The following is a 22,774-nucleotide window of genomic DNA, read 5'->3' on the forward strand; positions in this document are numbered from 1 at the left end:
CCAATTCCGTGATGCTTGCCCCTGCGGGAGTTCTGCTGGACCGCAATTCCGAGCTGCCGATCTTTGAACAGATCTGCGCGGCGATCCGCAGCCGTATTCGCTCTGGCGGGCTGGGCTCGGGCGCGCGCCTGCCCGCGACCCGGGCGCTGGCGGCAGATCTGGGGGTGGCGCGGGCAACCGTGGTCACCGCCTATGAACAACTGGTAGCCGAAGGATATCTCGCGGCGCGGCGCGGGTCCGGCTACCGGGTGTGCGCCATGGGCGAGGTGGAGCTGCCGCCCGATGTGCGTCCGCCGCCGGTGCAGGAGCTTACGGTGCAGGGCCCGTTGCTGCTCGAGGCGGGAGAGCCCGATATGCGGCTGTTCCCGCATGGCGCCTGGGCGAAATGTGTGTCCCGGCTCTGTCGGACGCGTCCGACGGATCTGTTGACCGGCTGCGGTCCCTTTGGCCATCCGCAGTTGCGCCAGGCGATTGCCGCCCATGTGCGGGACTGGCGTGGGATTGCGGCCCGCCCCGAGCAGGTGTTTGTCACCTCCGGCGCCACCGAGGCGCTCGATCTCTGCCTGTCTGCGCTGGCCTCCGGCAGCGGCACCATTGGGGTCGAGGATCCGGGGTTCCCGCCGATCCGCCAGTTCGCCGAGGCCCAGGGCCATCTGATCCGCGATCTCTGCCTGGATGATCAGGGCGCGGAGGTCCCGACCGTCGGCGATGGGACAGATGTGGTGGCATTGACCCCCTCGCACCAATATCCTTTGGGCGGCGCGATGAGCGCCGGGCGACGGCAAAGCTTTGTCGCCTGGGCGGCCCAGTCGCAGGGATGGATCATCGAAGACGACTATGATTCCGAATTCCGTTATGCAGGGCGGCCGATCCCAGCGCTGGCGAGCGTCGATAGCCAGGGACGCACCGTCTATATCGGCAGCTTTTCAAAGATTTTCTCGAACGGTTTGCGTCTGGGCTATATTGTCGCGCCGGACAGGCTGGTTGAACAGATGCGGCGCACCATCCTCCGCAAGGGGGCCCGGGCCAGCGCAATGCCACAGGCCGCCCTTGCGGATTTCATGCTGCAGGGCGAGTTCTATCGCCATCTGCGCCGGGTGCGCCGTGTCTATGCCGAACGGCACCGCACCCTGATCGAACGGCTGGGACGTGATTTTGCGGATGTGGGCGAGGTTGTCGATCATCATGCCGGCATGCAGGTGGTGCTGCATCTGCGGCCAGGGTTGAGTGACAGCAAGATCGCAGCAGAGGCCCGGAAAAATGGCGTTGGCGTAGATGCATTGTCGAGCTTCAGCCGTCGCGCCGGGGCCTTTAACGGCGCGGTTCTCGGGGCCTGTCTCAATGATCTGGATGAACAGCAGGACGCGTTGCAACGCCTGCGACGGGTCATTTCCTCAACAGAGTAATCCCCGCCGCAAGCGCGGTCTTGACGTATGTGAGTGGTGGATTGCGCCAGCGTATAAAAAAAATTGGCAGCCCGTAGGGGAATCGAACCCCTCTTTCCAGGTTGAAAACCTGGCGTCCTAACCGATAGACGAACGGGCCGCGCTGCGCGTGAGGGGGTGTTTACTCAGTCCCCCATGGCTACGCAAGAGGGAAACGGCAGAAAGTTCAAAGTTTTTGCGACAGGCCCAAGGGATTTCAAAAACGCTTTTAAAACAGCGCCATAAGCCAGTGCGTTTGCCAGACGCAACCCGAGCGGCGTCTTCGCCAAAGGCGAGACAACAGATCAAAAGCAGTATTGTGTTAGGAGGGTAAAGTGGCAGCCCGTAGGGGAATCGAACCCCTCTTTCCAGGTTGAAAACCTGGCGTCCTAACCGATAGACGAACGGGCCACGCGGTGTGAGCGCGTATCTAGGGTTTTGCGCTCCGCCCCGCAAGCGAAAAAGCGCTGTCCGGGAGAAATTTCTTATACACAGGCGAAAGCAGGCGCGAAACCGGCGGGCCTAGGCTTCGGCGGCATCTTCCAGACGCAATTGCGCGCTTTGCCGTCCGCCCCAGGTGTTGACCTCAAGCCGCCCCGCGACGTGAAAGCGCGCGCCGCCATGTTCCAGCAGCCGAGGCCCCAGTGCCGTGTCAAATGCGCCAAAGCTGATGGCGTCAATATTACCGCCCATCCCGTCGGCGAGGCTGACCTTGAGATGGGATTCGCCGACACGTTTGGCAAAGCGCACTGCCAGGTCCGGAAACCCATACCGCGGGGCAGGGGCGCCCGCCCCGAAGGGGCCGGCCTGTTCGATCTGTTCGATGAGGTCCACCGTCGCCGCGCCGGGCATCAACATGCCATCGAGCTTCAGATCGGAGGGACCGAGGTCCCCGGCGCCCTGTTTCTCCAACAGCTCGGACAGGCGTGCCATTGCCGGTTCCAGCTGGTCACGCGCAACCGTGAGACCGGCCGCCATGCGGTGGCCGCCGCCTTTGAGCAAATACCCGTCCTGGGCCATCCGCTGGATCGCAGCGCCGAGGTCAATGCCCGCAACGGAGCGGCCAGACCCCTTGCCTTCGTCGCCATCCAGCCCGATGACGACGGCGGGGCGTCCGGTTGCCTCTTTCAGGCGCGAGGCCACGATCCCGACAACGCCAGGATGCCAGCCCTCGCCCGCCGCCCAGACCAAGGGGGCATCAAAACCGCGTGCCTCTGCCTGTTCCAGGGCTGCGGCGCGAACGGCGTTTTCGATGTCACGCCGGTCGGTGTTGAGCTGATCCAGCCTCTCGGCAAGGGCGGCGGCCTCGTGCGGGTTCTCGCAGGCCAGCAGGCGGGCGCCCAGATCCGCCTGTCCAATGCGCCCACCAGCATTGATGCGGGGCCCCAGCAAGAAACCAAGGTGGTAGGTCGAGGGCGCGGAATCCATCCGGGACACATCGGCCAGCGCCACAAGGCCGACGCGCGCGCGTCTTGCCATGACCTTCAGCCCCTGCCGGACCAGCGCCCGGTTGGCGTCGATCAGCGGCGCCACATCAGCAACCGTTGCGAGCGCGACAAGATCCAGCAAGGCCATAAGGTCCGGCCCCATGCCCAAGCCTTTTTCGCGGGCCTGACGGCGCACGTCCACCAGCATCAGAAACACCACACCCGCCGCACAGAGATAGCCAAGATCGCCGGTCTCATCCTGTCGGTTCGGGTTCACAACGGCGACACAGTCGGGCAGCGTTTCTGCACCGAGGTGGTGATCCAGCACCACCACATCTGCGCCCTTGGCAGCTGCGATCGGCGCATGTGACAGGGTTCCGCAATCGACGCAGACGATCAGGTCGTGATCGCGGGCAAGGGCGGCCATCGCCTGCTCGTTGGGGCCATAGCCTTCGTCGATGCGGTCGGGAATATAAAGCGTCGCATCCCGGCCCATCTGACGCAGGTACACCAGCAGCAGGGCGGCAGAGGCGCCGCCATCGACGTCGTAGTCGGCAAAGATCGCGATCTTCTGCCGCGCCTCGATGGCTTGCAAGAACCGGGCGGCTGCGGCTTCCATATCCTTCAGGCGGCGGGGATCGGGCAGCAGTTCCTTAAGTTGCGGCGACAGAAATCCCATCGCTTCATGTGCGGGCACTCCGCGCCGCGCCAGCACCTGACAGACCGCAGCGGGCAGTCCGCTGTCTTGTGCCAGCTGTTCGCTGGCGCGCGCCTGATCAACACCGGGGCCAATCCAGCGGCGTCCCGTCAAAGAAGTCTCGACACCCAGAAAGCTCAAATTCCACGGCTCCGTTTCACAAACACAAGATCATAGGCAAAGGCCGGACCCGTCAGGACCCGGCCTCTCATTCCAATCAGATACTCAGGTCCGGGCAGCTGGCGCAGGTGCGGCCGCCTGGCGTATTACTGATGCGCGCTGAGCGGCGTGCGATAGGTCATCCGCCGCACCGAACCGGTTTTCGAGCGCATCAGCAGCGTCGTGGTCTCGACCCAACCGGGCTGGCGTTTGATGCTGGGCAGGAGCGAGCCGCCGGTGACGCCGGTCGCGGCAAAGATCACGTCCTGGGTGACCATCTCGTCGCGGGTGTAGATCCGGTCCAGATCGGTGATGCCGGCCTTGGCTGCGCGGCCTTTCTCGTCGTCGTTGCGGAACAGCAAACGGCCAAAGATCTGCCCGCCCATGCATTTCAGCGCCGCCGCGGCCAGAACGCCTTCGGGCGCGCCACCGGAGCCCATGTACATGTCGATACCGGTCAGCTCAGCTTCGGCGCAATGCATCACGCCGGCCACGTCGCCATCGGTGATCAGCCGGATCGAGGCGCCGGTTTCGCGCACTTCTGCGATCATCGCTTCGTGGCGCGGACGTTCCAGAATGCAGACGGTGATATCGGCAGGGGCGCAGCCCTTGGCGCGGGCCAGGGCCTCCACCCGTTCGCGCGGGGTCATGTCCAGCGTCACGACACCATCTGCATAGCCCGGACCGATTGCCAGCTTTTCCATATAGGTGTCCGGCGCGTGCAGCATGGAGCCACGCGGCCCCATGGCGATCACGGTCAGCGCGTTTGGCATGTCCTTGGCGGTCAGCGTGGTGCCTTCGAGCGGGTCGAGGGCGATGTCAACGCCGGGTCCATTTCCGGTGCCGACTTCTTCGCCGATGAACAGCATGGGCGCCTCGTCCCGTTCGCCTTCACCGATCACCACCACGCCGGCAATGTCCAGCAGGTTCAGCTGCTCGCGCATGGCGTTGACGGCCGCCTGGTCGGCGGCTTTTTCGTCGCCCCGCCCGATCAGGGGCGCTGAGGCCAGCGCGGCCTGTTCGGCGACCCGGGCCAGGCCCAGGGACAGCATACGATCATGGAAGGGGGCGTCGGCGGTCGTCGTGGTCATGCGAAAAATCCTATTTCAATCTCTGGCGTTGCCATCTGGCATATCCCGCCCTTGGCCACAGGGGCAAGGGTGGCGGCGCGATGGTGTCGCTAACGGGGTCCGTTTCATGCGCCTTCTGTCCTGTGTGGAGGCGCGGGATTGGTATAGGCGGGAATTGTCACAGTTCTTCGATGCGCAAGGCGACCGGCGCCCCTTCGACGACACCGGTGCCGTCAAGCCCGTCAAGCGCCTGTTCCAGCATGGAGGAGGTGCATTTGTGGGTCACGATCAGGACCGGCGCGATTGTGGTCGTGTGGTCGTACTGGCGCATCCGGTGGATCGACACCCCGGCATTGCCCAGAGCGGCCGCGACCTTGGCCATTGCGCCGGGTTTGTCCTGCAGGGACATCCGCACATAGTGCGCGGCGGGCAGGCCGGTCTGGGCCGATGGGGCCGGTTCCAGGGTTTCGGCAGGCTGGCCAAAGGTCGCGATCCGCAGGCCCCGGGCAATATCCAGCACATCCCCCATCACGGCGCTGGCTGTGGGGCCTTCGCCCGCGCCGGGACCACGCAGGACAACCTGATCAATGGAGTCGCCTTCGATCACCACCATATTGGTGCCCCCTTCCAGCTGGCCAAGGGGCGAATCCGCCGGCACCAGGCAGGGCGTCATCCGCTGCTCCAGCCCCCGCGCAGAGCGTTGCGCGACCCCGAGCAATTTGATGCGGTAGCCCATGTCGGCGGCATGGCGAATGTCTTCGATCGCGATGCGCTGGATGCCTTCCAGCTTAACATCGTCGAATGCAGGCCGGGTGCCAAACGCGATAGAGGCCAGCAGCGCCAGTTTGTGCCCGGCGTCGATCCCGCCCACATCCAGGGTGGGGTCGGCTTCGAGATAGCCCAGATCGTCTGCTTCCTTGAACACGGTCGCATAGGGCAGGCCGGAGGTCTCCATCCGCGTCAGGATATAGTTGCAGGTGCCGTTCATCACCCCCATGACGCGGGTGATCTCATTGCCTGCCAGCCCTTCGAGCAGTGACTTGATGACCGGTATGCCACCGGCGACGGCGGCCTCGAAACGAATGACGGACCCTTTGGATTCCGCCAGTTCAGCCAGCGCCTGTCCGTGAATGGCCAGCAGCGCCTTGTTGGCGGTGACCACATCCTTGCCCGCTGCAAGCGCGGCCTGGGTGGCGTCTTTGGCAGGCCCCTCATGGCCGCCCATCAGTTCGACAAACACATCGACATCGTCGCGGGTCGCCAGCGCAACCGGGTCGGTCTCCCAGGCGTAATCCTTGAGAGATACGCCACGGTCCTTGCTGGCGTCACGGGCGCAGACGGCGGAAATCACCACCGGGCGGCCCGTCCGCGCCTCCAGCAGGGCGGCATGCCGGCGGATGATTTTGACGACGCCAATGCCGACCGTGCCCAGACCTGCAATCCCCAATCGAAGTGGTTCAGTCATGGTGGGAGGTCCTTGTGAAATGAGATCTGTTGATTTGGGGAGGACTTAGCCGTTCAGGCCAGAGGGTGCAACGTTCCAAAGGGCAAAGGCGGCCGCTCAGGGCGTTCGACGGCGCAACGCTTCGGCTCTCTTGCGCAGCTGTGCGGCGCGGCTGTCCAGACTGTCGGACAGGGCGGCGCCGCCCTGCTGTGGCGACGGGTGGGCGGCAAGGGCGGTCCCAAGCGGCAGCAGGTCGGGATAGGGCTCGCCTGCCAGCTCTGGCGGCAGCCGATCCTCAAGCTGCGGAATTCGGGTGCAGGCGGTCAGGGCGACAAGTGTTCCAAGGGCCGCGCCACACAGGATACGGGCTGTCGGCAGACCGGTTTGCGACCGTCGCAGGGGCAAAGGGCGCGATGCGAAAAATTGCCAGACAGGAAGCCGGACATGAAAGGGGCGAGACATGATGACACTGGTCCTTGTTCTCGCCCTTGATGCACAAATGTGTCTGTTGGTACAAGACGTGGCAGGCATCTGAACAGATGGGTTTTATCTGAACATTTGTTCAGTTATTCATGTCTCCATGGCACGTACGCAAGGTTCTCATTCCGACATCACTGGCCCCCGCATCCGCGCGGCGGCGCAAGAGCTGTTTGCCCGACATGGCTTTGCGGCCGTATCGATGCGCCAGATTGCATCGCATGTCGGGTTACAGGCCGGGGCGCTTTATAACTATACCTCGGACAAGCAGAGCCTGCTGGTGGAACTGATGCAGGCGCATATGGAAGATCTGCTGACGGCCTGGGCCGCAGAGCCGAAGCCGGGCGATGTGATGGGCTGTCTGGAAGCCTTTGTGCGGTTTCACATCCGCTACAATCTGCAGCGCTCCGACGCGGTGTTTATCGCCTATATGGAGCTGCGCAATCTGACGCCGGACAATTTCCGCCAGATCGAAGCGCACCGGCGCGCCTATGAAGATCAGCTTGAAGGCGTACTGAAAGACGGTGTCGAGCAAGGTGTGTTCGATGTCCCGGACACCAAAATCGCGGCGCTGGCGGTCATTGCCATGCTGAATGGTGTGCTGACCTGGTATCGCGACAGCGGTCGGCTGTCGCTGGTCGAGGTGGAAACGATTTATTGGGACATGGTGCGCAAGGCGGTCGGCGTCTGAGCCGCAATTTGCGGTAATCCAAAGGAGCGCTTCCGCGCGCTCTTGATCTGCTGGGAGCCAAATGATGGCCTGCAGATCTGTGGTGCGGCGCGCGGGAGGCTTCAGGGGGCGATCGGGACCTGCGGGCGGGCTTGATACGCCGCTCGCAGGGAAAAGTGGGGGGCGGTTTTGCCGACCAGAGGGCGGGTTTGATACGCCGCTCACAGGGGAAAAGTGGGGACCGGTTTTGCCGATCAGTGAGCGGGCTTGATAAACGTCCCGTTGCGCAGTTCGGCAAAGGCTTTTTGCAGCTCCGCCTGCGTGTTCATCACGATCGGCCCATGCCAGGCGACGGGTTCCTGGATCGGCGCGCCGGAAATCAGCAGGAACCGGACACCTTCGGGGCCGGCCTGGACCGTGATTTCATCCCCGGTTCCAAAGCGCACCAAGGTGCGGTCCCCAGACATATCGCGGATGTTCACCTCTTGGCCCGCGACCTCTTTTTCCAGCAGGACCCCTTGCGGCGCGGAAGCATCGGCAAAGGCGGCCTGGCCCTCGAACACATAGGCAAAGGCACGGCGGTAGGTGTCAATGCGAAAGGTCTTTCGGATCCCGGCCGGCACGGCGATATCGAGATATTGCGGATCGGCGGCAATGCCGTCGACCGGGCCGCGCTTGCCCCAGAACTCGCCCACGATGACCTTGACGCGGGTGCCGTCGTCATCGGTTACCTCGGGGATCTCCTTGCCCTGAACATCCTGATAGCGGGGCGCGCACATTTTCTGGCTGCCGGGCAGGTTGCCCCAGAGCTGAAACCCATGCATCTGACCGTTGATATTGCCGGTTGGCATTTCCTGGTGAAGGATGCCGGACCCGGCCGTCATCCACTGCACGTCGCCCGCGCCCAGCTGGCCGGTGTTGCCCAGACTGTCGCCATGTTCGACAGAGCCAGCCAGCACGTAGGTGATGGTCTCGATGCCGCGATGCGGATGCCAGGGAAACCCCTGAGCGTAGAGCTCGGGGTGGTCGTTGCGAAAGTCGTCGAACAGCAGGAACGGGTCGAGCTCACTTGGGTCCTGAAATCCAAAGGCGCGGTGCAAATGGACCCCTGCGCCTTCCATGGTTGGCTGGGCGGCACGGGTTTCGAGGATCGGACGCAGTGACATTCGGGCTCTCCTGATGAGATGGTGACAGTCCAAAGATAGGGGTTTCGGGCCGAAACGATAGTCTGTGTTCGCTCACGGCCTCTGTGCATTCCTGCAGAGATGTCTGCGATCGGGGGAGGCGTCCCGGCCCCGGCGATGGCGGAGGGCCGGGCAAGGACATCCGGGCAAAAAGGGGTGTTCGTGACGGTGGTTTTTCGCTACCTCTGCCGGACAAGTTCGAGGGAGAGCAATCCATGACCAGCCCAAACGGCGCTGACGAAATTCTGACCATCATCGAGGCTTCACCGGCGCGCCGGATGATGGGGGTCGCGATGTTGGTGGGGCTGGGGGGGCTGACGCTGTACCTGGCGATGACGAGCGCACCTGGTTTCATCTGGCAGCTGTTCTTGCTGGCGGTGTCCGGTGGCGCGATCTGGATCGGGTATCGCATGTGGCAGGCCACCTCGCTGCGGCTGGAGCTCACATCCGAAGCCCTGCGCTGCTCTGACGGCGAAGTGCTGGTGCGGATCGCGGATCTGGAAGCGCTTGATCGGGGCGCCTTTGCCTTCAAGCCGTCCAACGGGTTCCTGATGCGCAGCACAGTGGCGGGCCCGCGCCGCTGGTATCCGGGTCTTTGGTGGCGCATGGGGCGGCGGATCGGCGTCGGTGGGGTGACCGCTGGATCGCAGACCAAGACCGCCAGCGAAATCATGTCCGCCCTGATGCTACAGCGCGACGCCGGCTAAGGCGGTCCTCCGGGTGGCTTGACGCAGCCAGTGGCGGGTCTTATGCAGCGATGAGGGTCGCAGACACCCGCCACCCGCTGGCACAACGCCTTGGTGAAGCTCTGCAGGCAGATATGTCTTGGAACATCCTCCACGCCTCTCGCGCGGATGGCAATGCGGGTCCCATCCTTTCCTTGCGCGGGCATTGCAAGAGGAGTTCGGGGATATGACTCACCCCGCTGAGAAGACCGAGAATACCTTCACCACAGGACCCATGGGTCCGATCTATGCCAGAACCGCGCTGCCGATCATCTTTGTGATGGGTATGAATGGCTGCCTAACGGTCGCGGATGCGCTGTTCCTGGGGCATTACGTCGGCCCCGCCGCCCTGGCGGCCGTCACCCTGATGTTTCCGGCCTATATGCTGATCGTCGCCCTCTCGACGCTGGTGGGCACGGGCATGTCGAGCCGCATCGCGCGCCACCTTGGGGCCGGGCAACTGGCTCAGGCAGGCGCGGATTTTGCCGGTGCGCATGGCCTGGCGCTTGCTCTCGGGGCTGTGCTGATGGGGCTTTTCGCGCTGTTTGGCGAGACCGTCACGAGCCTGGCGGCAGGCGGCAATGCGACGCTTGCGGAGATGGGATATACCTACCTTCGCATCACGGTCGGCTGTGCGCCGCTGCTGTTTGTGCTGACGGTCAATTCGGACGCGTTGCGCAATGAGGGGCGGGCGGGGCTGATGGCCCTGATGAGCCTTGTGGTCTCGCTGGCGAATATCCTGTTCAACTATGTCCTGATTGCGCAGGCGGGGCTGGGTGTTGCTGGTTCCGCGCTGGGCACCGCGCTGGCACAGGTGCTGGCCCTGTCGCTGATCCTGGGGTTTCGTTTCCTGGGCGAGCCCCCCCTGAAACCCGCCGCGCTGCTGCAGCACAGTCTCTTGCAGGGGTGGGGGCGACTCCTCGCGCTTGGTGCGCCACAAAGCCTGGGGTTTGTCGGGTTGGCGCTTAGCTCTGGCGCCACCATGTTCGCCCTGCAATGGGTCGACACCCCGGCCTATGCCCAAACGGTGTCGGCCTATGGGGTGATCACCCGGGTGATGACATTCGCCTATTTGCCGCTTCTGGGGCTGAGCTTTGCCATGCAGACTATCACCGGGAATGTCTATGGCGCCGGGCAGCCGCAGCGGGTGCGAAAAAGCCTGCATATCGCGTTAGCGGTATCGCTGGTCTATTGCCTCACTATGCAGCTTGGGATGACGCTTGCTGCCGACCGGATCGGCGGCTGGTTTGTCACCGATCCGCCTGTGATCGCCGAAGTGGCGCGGATTCTGCCGGTCATCGTGGCGCTGTTCTGTCTGTCCGGACCATTGATGCTGATCGGAATGCACTTTCAGGCTTTGGGGGACGCGTCCCGCGCAGCACTTCTCGGGCTGGCAAAAACCTATATCTTTGCCATTCCGCTGACCTTTGCGCTGGCGGCGCATTGGGGCGAAGGCGGGATCTGGTGGGCCGGGCCGATGGCGGAGGGGTTCTTGCTTGTCTTGACCATTGCCGTTCTGTGGCAATGGAGCGCCAGCGGGCGACGGGTCGGCCGGGTTTCCGCGATGCCGGAGCCGAAGCCATGAGCCCTCCATCGCCGCTGCCCGGTCTGCGCGAGGCAAAAGCGCGGGCGCGTCGCTTGCGTCAGGATGTGGCGGCGGATGGCGCCTCCCTGTCGCACGGCGCGGCGTTGGAGCGGGTCGCAAAGAGCCTTGGCTTTCGGGATTGGAACGCCTGTTCGGCTGTTCTGTCGCGGCAGGACAGCGCCGCCACGACACCTGACCCGGCGCGCCCGGTTGGTCCCTTGCCGCTTGCGGTCGGGGATCCGGTGCGCGGACATTACCTGAGACAGCCCTTTACCGCGCGGGTGGTGCGGATCGAGACCCTTGCCGCCGACCGCCCGAACTGGGTCCGGCTGGACCTGCAGCTGGACGAAGCGGTGGATGTTGTCCGCTCGACGCGGTTTTCCAATTTCCGGCGTCGGGTGGTGGGGGTGATCGGCCCAGACGGTATCAGCGCAGAACGGACCTCGGATGGCGCGCCGCATCTGGTGATCGAGTTGCCTTTGCAGCCAGCTTTGCCCGGCTGCAAGGGGGCTACATCACGGAGTCGTCGATTTCGTCATCGTGGACGGAGCCATCACTGAAGACCTCGCCCTCGAAGGCCACCCGAGACGCAAAGCGGGGGCGGGTGAACACCAGATTGTAGATGTTGCGGGTCGAAAAGCCGATGTTGAAGGCGGGTTCGACGTCGTTCCAGGTTTCGACCAGGATCACCCGTTCCTGATCCGGCATCGTGGGCAGGCTGTCCTTGATGTCGTTGATATTCCCGTCTGTCCAGACGTTCAGAAGATCGCCGCGCTCGACAGACCAATCCACATAATAGCTGTTGTCGGTGTCGTCCCAAAAGACCACCGACAGCCGCATCGACATGCCGGAATCCGACCGGACCAGCAGCTGGGCCAGGGCAAACATGCTGTCGACGTAGTCATCGTTGAGCGCGGTGGTTTCGCGCGAAATCAGGTCGGATACGGTATAGGCGGCCTTGGTGTTGATCGTTTCCTGGCGGAACAGATCGAACAGGGTGTAGGTCGCCGCAAAGATCCCAAGCAGAAACGGCAGGTAGATCGCCGTCTCGATCGAGACATTCCCGTCGTCACGCCGGCGAAAGCGGCGCAGACTAGTGCAAATTCCCTGTGCCTTCATCACTTCGGCTCCTGAACAAATGCGCTTGCGGCGTAAAGGCGGATACGTCCGTCGCCATCCTTCTGCATGCTGTCGGCCAGCCCCCAGTGCGGAAACAGCGGATCAAAGCTCATGCAGGCGCGCAGAAACATCAGATCGTTCGAGCCGCCGTTGCGGAAGGTGGTCACCGCATCGACTTCTTCGACCGAATTGACGCAGTCCGGCTCTGCCCCCACGCCGGTCCATTCAAACGGGTCGAGCTGGACCATCTCCAGCCTCAGGGAGGTTTCGCAATCGTCGATAAAACCGGACCGCGCGCAGATCGTATCGCGAATATCGTCATGTTGCATGTTGCCGCCGGTGCCGAGGCGGATGTCGCGCACGGTGGTGTCCATCGCCCGTTCCAGCATGATCTGGCGGACGGTGATGACACCCAGCTCGACCGAGGCAAAGAGCACCAGCAGCATCAGCGGGAACAGCACCGCGAATTCAATGGTGGCATTGCCCTCGTCGGCGGCGCGGAAGCGGCGCAAGCGGGTCACGAGCCGGGCCATGCAGCCGACGGGATTGTCCAGCGCGCCGCTCATTCTGTCAGCCTCAGCTGGCGGATCGCCGAGGCGATGGATTTGAAGGCGTCGGCGATCTCAAGCCCATCCACGTCATAGTAGTGGGAGTCGGAACTGGCACAGTCCTGCAGGACGCTTTGGCCACTGCTCGGAGCCTCAAACCCGATGGTGAAGACGATGATGCCCTGGGCCTTGGCCGCGTCACAGATGGCCTCTGTGCGGTTGTCCTTGGTGTTGGAGCCAACGTAGCTGTAGACGTCATAGTACCATTCGTCGCGGGCGTCGTAGTAGTTCATCCAGTCGTAAAACAGATAGTAAAAGATGTACTGAAGCGAGGTATCTGCAAAGAGATCTGCAAACTGCAACTCTTCGGAAGAGCCGCTTTCCGTCATGCGGGTTCGGGCCTCGCAACGACCATCGTCGTCCCATCGATAGCAATACCTTATGGATTCGTCCCCGTCACCAAACGGATGCGGCCCCCAGGTCCCGGAACCGGTATTCGGATCGTGCCAGAAATACTCCCGAGTATCCTGGTTATAGGTCGAATAGACGTTTTCCGATGCGTTGTACCAGACTTTGGACCCGCCCTCGCGCCGGTCGTCGTTCACGTAATACTGGCTGGTATTCTGACCATCGGTCATCAATACGATCACCTTGAGCGTTTCATGGTCGGAATAGGACACCGGACGATCGGCATATTGCGGGTCAATCTCCGGGTTCTCGCCCGCAGAGAGGCTGGCGACAATCGGCTGCATCGACGGGTCCAGCAGAGCGACGCCCCATTTCATGCCAAGGTCGATTGACGTGTTGTCGCTATGGTCGAAATCATCAATGTAGTCTTGCAGCGTGTCGACATCGTCTTCGAACAACAATGCCGTCCGCTCCGGGTTGTCGGAATGGGCGGCGCAGGTCGCGTCGTTCACCAGTCGCGAACTTCTGCGGTAATCCGAACTGCCCCAAATGGAAAAATGCATCGTGCGCTGGTATTCATCCACCTGGCTTATCGCGGTGGTGTTGAAATCGCTGCCTTCAAAGTTGATGCAGTGGGAATAGTCGTGCTCATTGCTGACCTGCATCAGGTCGAGCACGCTTTCCGGCATCGAAACTTGTGTCGAATACGGCACGATAGAGATCGTCATCTTGCCGTCTTCGGTGTTGTCATCCATGGTCTGGACGAATTCCTTGGCGGCGAGCTTGAGGTTCGGCAGCCGGTTGTTGTTGCGCATCGAACCGGAGACATCGAGGACCAGCGAGATTTCGACATTGCCGATGCTCTCTTCCGCCGTCGCGGAGGCCTGAAGCGGCAGCGACTTCTTGATCGGCTCGTTGTTCTTCCATTTGTCGTAGTCGACGATCTTCATCCAGTAGGTTTCAAAGTCGGCGTCGACCGTGGCGGTCACCTTCTTGGAGGTCGGGGTGACTTCGGCGTAGGGTTTCTTGTAATATTTCTCCAGCCCGGCCTTGGTCATATAGTCCAGAACGACGGCTTCGGGGTCCAGCGGTTGGTCGAGGTCGGCGGCGGCCAGCACGGCGCGGTCCAGCGTATACTGCAGCTCGGTGCGGTCCCGTTCCAGGCGGACCAGATCCATGCCGATCCCGCCCACGGCCAGCATGCACAACAAGGTCGCGATCATCGGTTTTTCCAGCACACCGCTCTCATCCGCCCGAAACCGCGCGCCCGCTCTGAACAGGCGACCGCTGACCTGCGGGCCACTGAATTGCGGGCCGGTGGACGATGGGGTCGTTCTGAAAGTGCCGTTCATATGTACTGTCTTTCCAGCGAGCCATTAAGCAAGGCAGGGACATGTGGAACATGCGCGCCACCTTTAGATTTGATTGACAAAGATGGCTGAACTGGGGCGCGAAATGGCCTGAAATCGCTCTTTTCGGGACAGTTTGACGTTAATCCTATCGTCCGAGGCGCCGGACGACTCAATCGGGGCAATGCGGCAATACCGTGGCGGAGCCCAGCCGCCGCCTCACAGTCAATAAGGCGTCAAAGTTCGCTCAAAGCCCATTTTTTGTGCATTTGCATGGGATAAAAGGTCGCGGCTCGTAACGTTCTCTGAATAGATGGGACCTACCATCATCACTTGAGTCTTATCAGGAGGACGGGACCAGCCCATGAGCAATCTCAAAGAACCGAGTTTTCGCGAAAGTGTGGACCTCATGTTCAACCGCGCCGTGGCGCTGATGGACCTGCCGCCCGGTCTCGAGGAAAAGATCCGCGTTTGCAATGCGACATATACGGTGCGCTTCGGGGTGCGATTGCGGGGGCAGATCCAGACCTTCACCGGTTATCGCTCCGTGCATTCCGAACATATGGAGCCGGTCAAAGGCGGCATTCGCTATGCGCTCGGCGTGCATCAGGACGAGGTCGAGGCGCTGGCCGCGCTGATGACCTACAAATGTGCGCTGGTTGAGGCCCCGTTTGGGGGCTCCAAGGGGGGGCTGTGCATTGATCCGCGTCTGTATGAAGAACATGAGCTGGAGTTGATCACCCGACGGTTTGCCTATGAACTGGCCAAACGCGATCTGATCAATCCGTCGCAGAACGTGCCGGCCCCTGATATGGGCACCGGCGAGCGCGAGATGGCGTGGATTGCCGATCAATACGCCCGTATGAACACCACCGACATCAACGCGCGGGCCTGTGTCACCGGGAAACCGCTGAACGCAGGCGGCATCGCCGGCCGTGTCGAGGCGACCGGTCGCGGCGTGCAATACGCGTTGCAGGAATTCTTCCGCTATGAGGAAGACAAGGCCAAGGCGGGGCTGTCCGGCACCCTCGATGGCAAGCGGGTGATCGTGCAGGGGCTTGGCAATGTGGGCTACCACGCCGCCAAATTCCTGTCCGAAGAGGACGGCTGCAAAATCATCGGTGTGATCGAACGCGATGGTGGTCTGATGGACGAAAACGGCCTCGACATCGAGGACCTGCACAACTGGATCGCCAAACATGGCGGTGTGAACGGCTACCCGTCCGGCAAATACGTCAAGGATGGCGCCAAGTTCCTTGAAGAAGACTGCGACATTCTTGTCCCGGCGGCCCTTGAGGGGGTCATCAACCTGGAAAACGCGGACCGCGTCAAAGCCAAGCTGATCATCGAGGCGGCAAATGGCCCGGTGACCGCCGGCGCGGATGAGATCCTGCGCAAAAAGGGCACGGTGATCATACCGGACATGTTTGCCAATGCGGGCGGTGTAACCGTGTCCTACTTCGAGTGGGTCAAGAATCTCTCCCATATCCGCTTTGGCCGGATGCAGCGCCGCCAGGAAGAGGCGCGCCACCAGCTCGTCGTCGATCAATTCGAGGCCCTGTCTGAAAGCATGGGCAAAAGCTGGTCGCTGGATCCCAAGTTCAAGGAAAAATACCTCAAGGGTGCGGGCGAGCTGGAACTGGTGCGCTCGGGTCTGGATGACACGATGCGCACGGCCTATCAGTCCATGCGCGCGGTCTGGCACGAGCGCGACGATGTTACGGATCTGCGCACCGCCGCCTATCTGGTGTCGATCGACAAGGTGGCAAGCAGCTACCGCGCCAAGGGGCTTTAGTCCGACACGCCTTAAACTAGGGCCCTCCGCTTGGCGGGGGGCTCAGCCCTATTTCACCGCCTCTGTTGCGATGCAGGCTTTTGTGACAACGGTCTGGTAGCAGCCTGGCAGCAGTCTGGTGCTCCCCAGCATTGGCGGGTGATCGGGATCTTGCGGGTGGCAGCCGTGACGGCGGGCGCCGGGTCTGGCCCGACAACCGGCGGGGCCAGAGGCGCAGCCCTGCAACCTATCGAGAGGCATGATGGCACGATTTCAGTTCGACACCGTGGTGCTTGAGGTGCCCGACACTCTGCTGACCACGAGCATCGCAGAAAAGATGGCAACCGGGGGGTATGAGCGCAGCGAGGCGCGGGCGGCCGCGATGCGGGTCAGACCCGGACATCGGGTGTTGGAACTGGGCAGCGGCGTTGGCTATATCAGTTCGCTATGCGCGCAGATCACCGACCCGGCCAATATTGTCACGGTGGAGGCCAACCCGGAGGTGCTCGGGGTGATCCGACGCAACCTCGACCTGAACAATGCGGCTGCGGTGACGCTGATCCACGGGGCTGTGGTCGGGCGTGACTTCGCCGAAGAAAGCGTGCTGTTTCGGATCGGTCGCGCTTTTTGGGGGTCGTCCATGGCCGAGGATACCGCCTCCGGGGATGCGGTCGTCGAAGTGCCGGCACTGTCCCTGTGCGAACTGCTGGCCACACACCGGCCCAATGTTGTCATCATGGATATCGAGGGCGCGGAGCAATATCTTTTTGATTGGAAGTGGCCGCGACACGTGCGCCAGCTGATCATGGAGTTGCACCCTTCCAAATATTCCAGCCGGACCGTGAAGAAGATGGTGGACTGCATGTCCCAGAGTGGCCTCACCTATGATCCGGGCTGTTCGCGTGGGACGTTGCTCGGGTTTCGGCGCGCCTCCGGCGATTGAGACCGGCCCGGGCACCCACCGCCGGGATGGCAGCGGTTTCGCGAAGGCGGTCCAAACAAGACCTGCGAAGGTCGCAAACAGCACTAGACATGTTTGCCCAGTTCGTGGCCTTCTGCACAAAATGTCGCCCAGATTTATCTGCCGGGGGCTAGGAGCCGCGCGGCAAACCCGCTAGCACTGGGCGCAAGACGTTCGACCGCGCGTCCAAAAGGCGCGACGAGATGACACCGTTTGGGGAGAAGGCCATGGGGATTTCTGGGCGATTTTCTGGCTGGCGCGTGCTGAAAGAGGGGCTGACCGGCAACAAGGGCTGGACGCCGCATTGGCGCGACCCGGAACCGAAACGCGAATATGACGTGGTGATTGTCGGTGGCGGCGGTCATGGTCTTGCCACGGCCTATTACCTTGCCCGCGAACATGGGCTGCGCAATATCGCGGTGCTGGAAAAGGGCTATCTGGGCGGCGGCAATGTCGGGCGCAACACGACCATCGTGCGCGCCAACTACTATCTGCCCGGCAATTCGGAATTCTATTCGCATTCTCTGCGGCTGTGGGAAGGTCTGGAACAGGATCTGAACTACAACGCGATGATGTCCCAGCGCGGTATCCTCAACGTGTTTCACAATGATGGGCAACGGGATGCAACGATCCGCCGCGCCAATGCGATCATCAACCAGGGCGATGACGCGGAGATCCTCTATCGCGATCAGCTGCGCCAGATGGTGCCATTCCTGAACTATGACAACAATCGCTTTCCCATCATGGGGGCGTTGCTGCAGCGCCGGGCAGGGACCGCGCGTCATGATGCGGTCGCCTGGGGCTATGCGCGCGGTGCGGATCAGTTCGGCGTCGATCTGATCCAGAACTGCGAAGTGACCGGCATTGATGTCGCGGGCGGGCGTGTGGTTGGGGTGCAGACCGCGCGGGGACCGATCAAGGCCAAAAAGGTGGCGCTGGCCGCCGCAGGGCGATCCGGCCAGGTGGCGGCACTGGCGGGGCTGACCCTGCCAATCGAAAGCCATGTGTTGCAGGCCTTTGTGACCGAGGGGCTGAAACCGGTGATCGACCATGTGATCACCTTTGCCGAGGGGCATCTGTATATCAGCCAGTCCGATAAGGGCGGTCTGGTCTTTGGCAGCTATCTGGATTTCTACAGTTCTTATGCGGCCAGGGGAAATCTGGCGATGCAGGAACACACGATGGAGGCGATTGCGGCCATGGTTCCCGCGGTCACCAAGGCGCGGTTGTTGCGCAGTTGGGGCGGGATCATGGACATGACGCCGGATGGGTCACCGATCATTGATCACACGCCCATCGCGGGGCTCTATCTGAATGCAGGCTGGTGCTACGGCGGGTTCAAGGCGACGCCGGCCTCTGGCCATTGCTTTGCGCATCTGATTGCGACTGACCGTCCACATGCGGCGGCCACCGGGTTCAAACTGGACCGGTTTCGCACCGGGCGGGGCTTGATGGACGAGGAGGGCACCGGTGCGCAACATAATCTGCATTGAGCGCGCGGCGCGGGCCGGGGGAGCCTCCGGCGGAGGTATTTTCAAAAAGATGAAGGGGCCTGGGTCATGAGGATTGCCTGTCCGCTTTGTGGTGCGCGGGATCGTCGCGAATTCACCTATCGGGGGGCGGCCCTGCCGGTGCCGGCCTTGGATGCAGGCGCGGAGGCCTGGTCTGTTCATGTGCATCTGCGCGAGAACCCGGCCGGACCGTTGGAGGAGCTGTGGCAGCATGAATTGGGCTGCGGGGCCTGGCTGAAGGTCCGGCGGGACACCGTCACCCATGCGATGCTGGGTGTGGTGCTGGCGGAAGACGCCGGTCTGGCAGCGCGCGACGGGGAGGGCCCGGCATGAGGATCTCGGGCAAAGGGCTGATCTCTGGCGGGCGCAGGGTCAATTTTTCGTTCAACGGCGTGTCCTATATGGGGCAAGAGGGCGACACATTGGCCTCGGCCCTGCTCGCGAATGGGGTGCATCTGGTGGGGCGGTCGTTCAAGTACCATCGCCCGCGCGGCATTCTGACCGCGGGCTCTGAAGAGCCGAACGCCCTGGTGTCTGTGGGCAAGGGCGCGGCGCAGGATCCCAATATCCGCGCCACGCAACAGGAGGTCTTCGAGGGGCTGGTGGCCAGGAGCCAGAATTGCTGGCCTTCGGTGGGGCATGATGTCATGGCGCTCAATGACCTTGCCGCGCCCTTTTTGGGGGCTGGGTTCTACTACAAGACCTTCATGTGGCCTGCGCCCCTGTGGGAGAAGCTCTATGAGCCGGTCATTCGTCGCGCGGCGGGGCTAGGGGCCTTGTCCGGCTCGGCCAATACGGAGCCCTATGAGAAGGCGTTTGCCTTTTGCGACCTGCTGGTGATCGGCTCCGGGCCGGCGGGGCTGATGGCGGCGCTGACCGCCGGGCGCGCGGGCGCCGATGTGATCCTGGCCGAGGACGACAGCCGCATGGGCGGGCGTCTTCTGGCAGAGATGGAAGAGATCGACGACAAGCCGGCCCATGTCTGGGTGGCGGAGGTGCTGGCGGAGCTGGCCGGTCTGGACAACGTGCGCCTGATGACCCGCACGGCGGTGACGGGGGCGTTCGATCAGGGCACATATTCCGCGTTGGAACGGGTCTCGCATCATCTGCCGCCGAGCCAATCCCTGAAGACCGCGCATCGTCCGCGGGAGTGTTTCTGGCGGATCGCTGCCAGGGCGACGGTGCTGGCGGCCGGTGCGATCGAGCGGCCTGTTGCCTTTCGCAACAATGACCGTCCCGGGATCATGACCGCGGGTGCGGTGCGGGCCTATCTCAACCGGTGGGGGGTGGCGCCGGGCGAGCGGATCACCCTGTTTGCCAATAACGACGATGCCCATCGGACCGCGCGCGATCTGGTGGCTGCCGGGGTGCATATCGCCGCCGTCATCGACAGCCGTCATGATGCCCCGGACGGGCGTGATTTTTCGGTCATCAAGGGGGCGGTGGTCTGCAATACCTCCGGTCGCAAGCGGCTGGAAACGATTACCCTGCGCAACGTCAGCGGCGAGGAGAAAATCCAGACCGATTGTCTGGCGATGTCGGGCGGCTGGAACCCGTCGGTGCATCTGACCTGTCACATGAATGCGCGGCCGGTTTGGAACCGCGACATCGCGGCCTTTGTGCCCAGGGCCGGTGCGGTGCCGGGGATGGTCGTGGCGGGTGCCGCAAACGGTTCGTTGTCCACCCATGCTGCGCTGGCCGAAGGGGCCGGGGCCGCCGTTGCCGCGCTTGGCCAGCTGGGCATCACCGCTGAGGCACCAGCCTTGCCGAGGGCCTGCGACGCGCCGTACCGGATCAGCCCGCTTTGGGCGGTGCCGGGCAAGGGGCGGGCCTGGCTCGATTTTCAGAACGACGTAACGGTCAAGGACGTGGCGCAGGCGGCGCAGGAGAACTTTCGCTCGGTCGAGCATATGAAACGCTATACCACCCAGGGCATGGCGACCGATCAGGGAAAGAACTCCAATGTCGCAGCGCTCGCCGTGCTTGCGGATGCCACCGGGCGCAGCATTGCGGAAACGGGTGTCACCACGTTTCGCCCGCCATTTGTCCCCACGACGATCGCCGCGATGGGGGCCGGGGCCGCCGGGCAGGGGTTCAAGCCGCAGCGCTACCTGACGTCGCATCGGACAAGCCTGAAACGCGGCGCTGCCAATACAGAGGTCGGGCTGTGGTATCGCGCCAGCTACTTTGCCAAAGAGGGAGAGACCACCTGGCGGCAATCTTGTGACCGCGAGGTGATGATGGTGCGCAACGCGGTCGGGGTCTGTGATGTCTCCACCCTGGGCAAGATCGACATCAAGGGGCCAGACGCGGCCAAGCTCCTGGATCTGATCTATACCAACCTGTTCTCGACGCTCAAAATCGGGCGCGTGCGCTATGGTCTGATGCTGCGTGAGGACGGGTTTGTCATGGATGATGGCACCACCGCGCGGCTGGGGCAGGATCACTACGTGATGACCACCACCACCGCCGCCGCGGGGCAGGTGATGGCCCATCTTGAGTATCTCAGCCAGGTGGCTCGCCCGGATCTCGACGTGCGCTTTACCTCGGTGACCGATCAGTGGGCGCAATTTGCCGTTGCCGGCCCCAAGGCGCGGGCGCTGATCGATGCGCTGGTCGCGGAAGAGATCAATGGCGAGACCTATCCGTTTATGGCCTGTGGCGCGATTACGGTGGGCGGGGTGGCGGGCCGGTTGTTCCGCATTTCCTTTTCGGGCGAACACGCCTATGAGATTGCGGTGCCCGCCCGCTATGGCGAAGCCTTGTTCGATCTTCTGGTGACACGGGCCGAGGCCGAAGGTGGCGGCGCCTATGGGATGGAGGCGCTCAATGTTCTGCGCATCGAGAAGGGCTTCATCACCCATGCCGAGATAAACGGCACGGTCACCGCCTTTGACCTTGGGATGCAGGGCATGATTTCAAAGAAAAAATCCTGTTGGGGCAAGGTCTTGTCAGAACGCGACGGGCTGATGGACGAGGACCGTATGCGACTGGTCGGCCTGAAACCCAAAGGTGCAGCGCAGGAGCTGAGCGCGGGAGCGCATCTGTTTGAGCCAGACATGACGGTGGAGCGGGTGAACGACCTGGGCTATGTGACCTCTGTCGGGTTTTCACCGACACTGGGGCATATGATCGGGCTGGCGATGCTGTCTGCGGGACCGGACCGGCTGGGGGATACTGTCCGGCTGGTGGACCACACGCGGGGCGTTGATACGCTGTGCGAAGTGGTGGATCCGGTGTTCTTTGATCCAGAGGGAGGGCGCGTGCGTGGCTGATGTTTTGAAGGATCTGACCGCAACATCTCCCTGTGCGGGACTGCTGCCGGTGACCATCGGTGGGCTGACCCTGAGCGAGGCTGTGCAGCTGCCGATGACGCTGATGGCCCCGTTCAAGGGGCAGGAGGCCGCCCTGAGCCACGCGTTGGAGGCGGCCCATGGCATGAGCTTTCCGGCGCCGAACCGGGCAACGGGCAAGGCCGGGGCGCGGGCGGTCTGGTTTGGCCGGGCACAGGCCTTGTTGATCGGGCCCGTACCCGATCCCGCTCTGGCCGCCCATGCGGCGTTGACTGACCTGAGCGATGGCTGGGCCGTTGTTCGGCTGGAGGGCGAGCGGGCCGAAGATGTGCTGGCCCGGCTGGTGCCGGTCGATGTCCGCATCAGGGTGTTCAAACGCGGCCATACCGCGCGCACCGAGCTGAAGCATATGATGGCCTCTGTCACGCGTGTCGGAACAAAGTCGTTTCAAATCATGGTGTTCCGGTCGTTCGCGGCGACGCTTGTTCACGATCTCAAAACAGCCATGGAAGGTCTGGCGGCACGGGGCTAGATTGACAGGGATCACGAAACTGATTCCGGAGCCAATCCATGATCCGCAAGATCCTCGCCGCTGCCCTTGTCGTGGCGCCTCTGTCTGCGACGCCCAGCCTGTCTGCCGACGCGCTTGGCAAGGAAGAGAGCTGCAAATACCAGGGCCAGGTGATGGCCGCCGTGCAACAGGCGCGTCTCGATAAAGTGCCACTTGATCAGGTCGGTGAAACGATCACCGCAGCCGCGCCGGAGTGGCCGGAGAACTTCTCTGCCGCCATTCCGCAACTGGCGCAGCATGTCTACCAGATGAAACGTCGCGATCTGAAAGACCACGATCTTGGCGCGGTCTTCGAGGCGCAGTGCATCGAGAACTGGGATCAGATCCAGTCGATGAAGAACGACCTTGTCGGCAACTGAACGCGTCAGCTGAACGGAA

Annotated in this window: 20 protein-coding genes and 2 tRNA genes; 12 read left to right on the top strand and 10 right to left on the bottom strand. The window is 62.8% G+C overall.

The annotated features are described in order from the left end of the window. Positions 1–11: 11 nt before the first annotated feature. Entirely contained in the window at positions 12–1,406 is a 1,395-nt protein-coding gene (gene pdxR, locus TRIHO_RS15345) for a MocR-like pyridoxine biosynthesis transcription factor PdxR (protein ID WP_068245529.1), read from the top strand. A gap of 64 nt (positions 1,407–1,470) precedes the next feature. Here pdxR and TRIHO_RS15350 read toward each other — a convergent pair. The 6 genes from TRIHO_RS15350 to TRIHO_RS15375 form a co-directional block, all read right to left on the bottom strand. Then, positions 1,471–1,545: transfer RNA gene (locus TRIHO_RS15350), tRNA-Glu, on the bottom strand. Between the two features lie 215 nt (positions 1,546–1,760). Continuing rightward, positions 1,761–1,835 (bottom strand) — tRNA-Glu (locus TRIHO_RS15355). Positions 1,836–1,946: 111 nt separating this feature from the next. Next, positions 1,947–3,689, bottom strand: a complete 1,743-nt coding sequence (recJ, locus tag TRIHO_RS15360; protein WP_068245532.1) for a single-stranded-DNA-specific exonuclease RecJ — start codon at positions 3,687–3,689, stop codon at positions 1,947–1,949. A gap of 125 nt (positions 3,690–3,814) precedes the next feature. Further along, on the bottom strand, positions 3,815–4,798 hold the full coding sequence (gene glpX / locus TRIHO_RS15365) for a class II fructose-bisphosphatase (protein ID WP_068245534.1): 984 nt from the start codon (positions 4,796–4,798) through the stop codon (positions 3,815–3,817). A 157-nt stretch (positions 4,799–4,955) separates the two neighbouring features. Further along, positions 4,956–6,242, bottom strand: coding sequence for a homoserine dehydrogenase (locus TRIHO_RS15370; protein ID WP_068245537.1), 1,287 nt, complete (start codon positions 6,240–6,242; stop codon positions 4,956–4,958). A gap of 96 nt (positions 6,243–6,338) precedes the next feature. Next, positions 6,339–6,683, bottom strand: a complete 345-nt coding sequence (locus TRIHO_RS15375) for a hypothetical protein (protein ID WP_232367798.1) — start codon at positions 6,681–6,683, stop codon at positions 6,339–6,341. A 118-nt stretch (positions 6,684–6,801) separates the two neighbouring features. On the opposite strand from TRIHO_RS15375, the gene TRIHO_RS15380 reads away from it, so the two are divergent. Beyond that, positions 6,802–7,389 (top strand): TetR/AcrR family transcriptional regulator, encoded by a 588-nt coding sequence (locus TRIHO_RS15380; protein ID WP_068245538.1) that lies wholly within the window; start codon positions 6,802–6,804, stop codon positions 7,387–7,389. 233 nt (positions 7,390–7,622) lie between these two features. Here the strand turns inward: TRIHO_RS15380 and TRIHO_RS15385 are convergent, their stop codons facing one another. After that, entirely contained in the window at positions 7,623–8,534 is a 912-nt protein-coding gene (locus TRIHO_RS15385; protein ID WP_068245540.1) for a pirin family protein, read from the bottom strand. A gap of 233 nt (positions 8,535–8,767) precedes the next feature. Here TRIHO_RS15385 and TRIHO_RS15390 point away from each other — a divergent pair, with 233 nt between their 5' ends. From TRIHO_RS15390 to TRIHO_RS15400, 3 genes are all read left to right on the top strand, one after another. Then, positions 8,768–9,259: a hypothetical protein gene (locus TRIHO_RS15390; RefSeq protein WP_068245542.1), complete on the top strand. Its 492-nt coding sequence runs from the start codon at positions 8,768–8,770 to the stop codon at positions 9,257–9,259. Between the two features lie 205 nt (positions 9,260–9,464). Continuing rightward, a complete protein-coding gene (locus tag TRIHO_RS15395) occupies positions 9,465–10,862 on the top strand; it encodes an MATE family efflux transporter (protein ID WP_068245543.1) in 1,398 nt (465 codons plus the stop codon). After that, the gene (locus TRIHO_RS15400; protein ID WP_207498700.1) at positions 10,859–11,422 is read left to right on the top strand and encodes a glyoxalase superfamily protein; all 564 of its coding nucleotides are present in this window, start codon (positions 10,859–10,861) and stop codon (positions 11,420–11,422) included. The genes TRIHO_RS15395 and TRIHO_RS15400 overlap by 4 nt, the downstream gene beginning before the upstream one ends. On the opposite strand, the gene TRIHO_RS15405 is transcribed toward TRIHO_RS15400, so the two are convergent. The 3 genes from TRIHO_RS15405 to TRIHO_RS15415 are packed head-to-tail and all read right to left on the bottom strand — an operon-like array spanning position 11,373 to position 14,289. Continuing rightward, positions 11,373–11,981, bottom strand: a complete 609-nt coding sequence (locus TRIHO_RS15405; RefSeq protein ID WP_068245545.1) for a TadE/TadG family type IV pilus assembly protein — start codon at positions 11,979–11,981, stop codon at positions 11,373–11,375. The genes TRIHO_RS15400 and TRIHO_RS15405 overlap by 50 nt on opposite strands. Then, a complete protein-coding gene (locus TRIHO_RS15410; protein ID WP_232367799.1) occupies positions 11,981–12,547 on the bottom strand; it encodes a TadE/TadG family type IV pilus assembly protein in 567 nt (188 codons plus the stop codon). The genes TRIHO_RS15405 and TRIHO_RS15410 overlap by 1 nt, the downstream gene beginning before the upstream one ends. Then, positions 12,544–14,289 carry a TadE/TadG family type IV pilus assembly protein gene (locus TRIHO_RS15415; RefSeq protein WP_068245547.1) on the bottom strand — a complete coding sequence of 582 codons (1,746 nt, stop codon included), beginning with the start codon at positions 14,287–14,289 and terminating at the stop codon, positions 12,544–12,546. The genes TRIHO_RS15410 and TRIHO_RS15415 overlap by 4 nt, the downstream gene beginning before the upstream one ends. 361 nt (positions 14,290–14,650) lie before the next feature. On the opposite strand from TRIHO_RS15415, the gene TRIHO_RS15420 reads away from it, so the two are divergent. From TRIHO_RS15420 to TRIHO_RS15450, 7 genes are all read left to right on the top strand, one after another. Beyond that, positions 14,651–16,081 carry a Glu/Leu/Phe/Val family dehydrogenase gene (locus tag TRIHO_RS15420; protein WP_068245550.1) on the top strand — a complete coding sequence of 477 codons (1,431 nt, stop codon included), beginning with the start codon at positions 14,651–14,653 and terminating at the stop codon, positions 16,079–16,081. 238 nt (positions 16,082–16,319) lie between these two features. Continuing rightward, the gene (locus TRIHO_RS15425) at positions 16,320–17,003 is read left to right on the top strand and encodes an FkbM family methyltransferase (RefSeq protein WP_232367800.1); all 684 of its coding nucleotides are present in this window, start codon (positions 16,320–16,322) and stop codon (positions 17,001–17,003) included. A gap of 221 nt (positions 17,004–17,224) precedes the next feature. Continuing rightward, positions 17,225–18,514, top strand: coding sequence for a sarcosine oxidase subunit beta family protein (locus TRIHO_RS15430; protein ID WP_232367801.1), 1,290 nt, complete (start codon positions 17,225–17,227; stop codon positions 18,512–18,514). A 66-nt stretch (positions 18,515–18,580) separates the two neighbouring features. Further along, complete coding sequence (locus TRIHO_RS15435; RefSeq protein WP_068245555.1) at positions 18,581–18,865, top strand: sarcosine oxidase subunit delta; 285 nt, start codon at positions 18,581–18,583, stop codon at positions 18,863–18,865. Beyond that, complete coding sequence (locus tag TRIHO_RS15440) at positions 18,862–21,807, top strand: sarcosine oxidase subunit alpha family protein (RefSeq protein WP_068245559.1); 2,946 nt, start codon at positions 18,862–18,864, stop codon at positions 21,805–21,807. The genes TRIHO_RS15435 and TRIHO_RS15440 overlap by 4 nt, the downstream gene beginning before the upstream one ends. Beyond that, the gene (locus TRIHO_RS15445) at positions 21,800–22,357 is read left to right on the top strand and encodes a sarcosine oxidase subunit gamma (protein WP_232367802.1); all 558 of its coding nucleotides are present in this window, start codon (positions 21,800–21,802) and stop codon (positions 22,355–22,357) included. The genes TRIHO_RS15440 and TRIHO_RS15445 overlap by 8 nt, the downstream gene beginning before the upstream one ends. 38 nt (positions 22,358–22,395) lie before the next feature. Continuing rightward, the gene (locus TRIHO_RS15450; protein WP_068245562.1) at positions 22,396–22,755 is read left to right on the top strand and encodes a hypothetical protein; all 360 of its coding nucleotides are present in this window, start codon (positions 22,396–22,398) and stop codon (positions 22,753–22,755) included. Positions 22,756–22,774 lie beyond the last annotated feature (19 nt).

It is taken from the genome of Tritonibacter horizontis (assembly GCF_001518015.1).
Lineage (GTDB): Bacteria > Pseudomonadota > Alphaproteobacteria > Rhodobacterales > Rhodobacteraceae > Epibacterium > Epibacterium horizontis.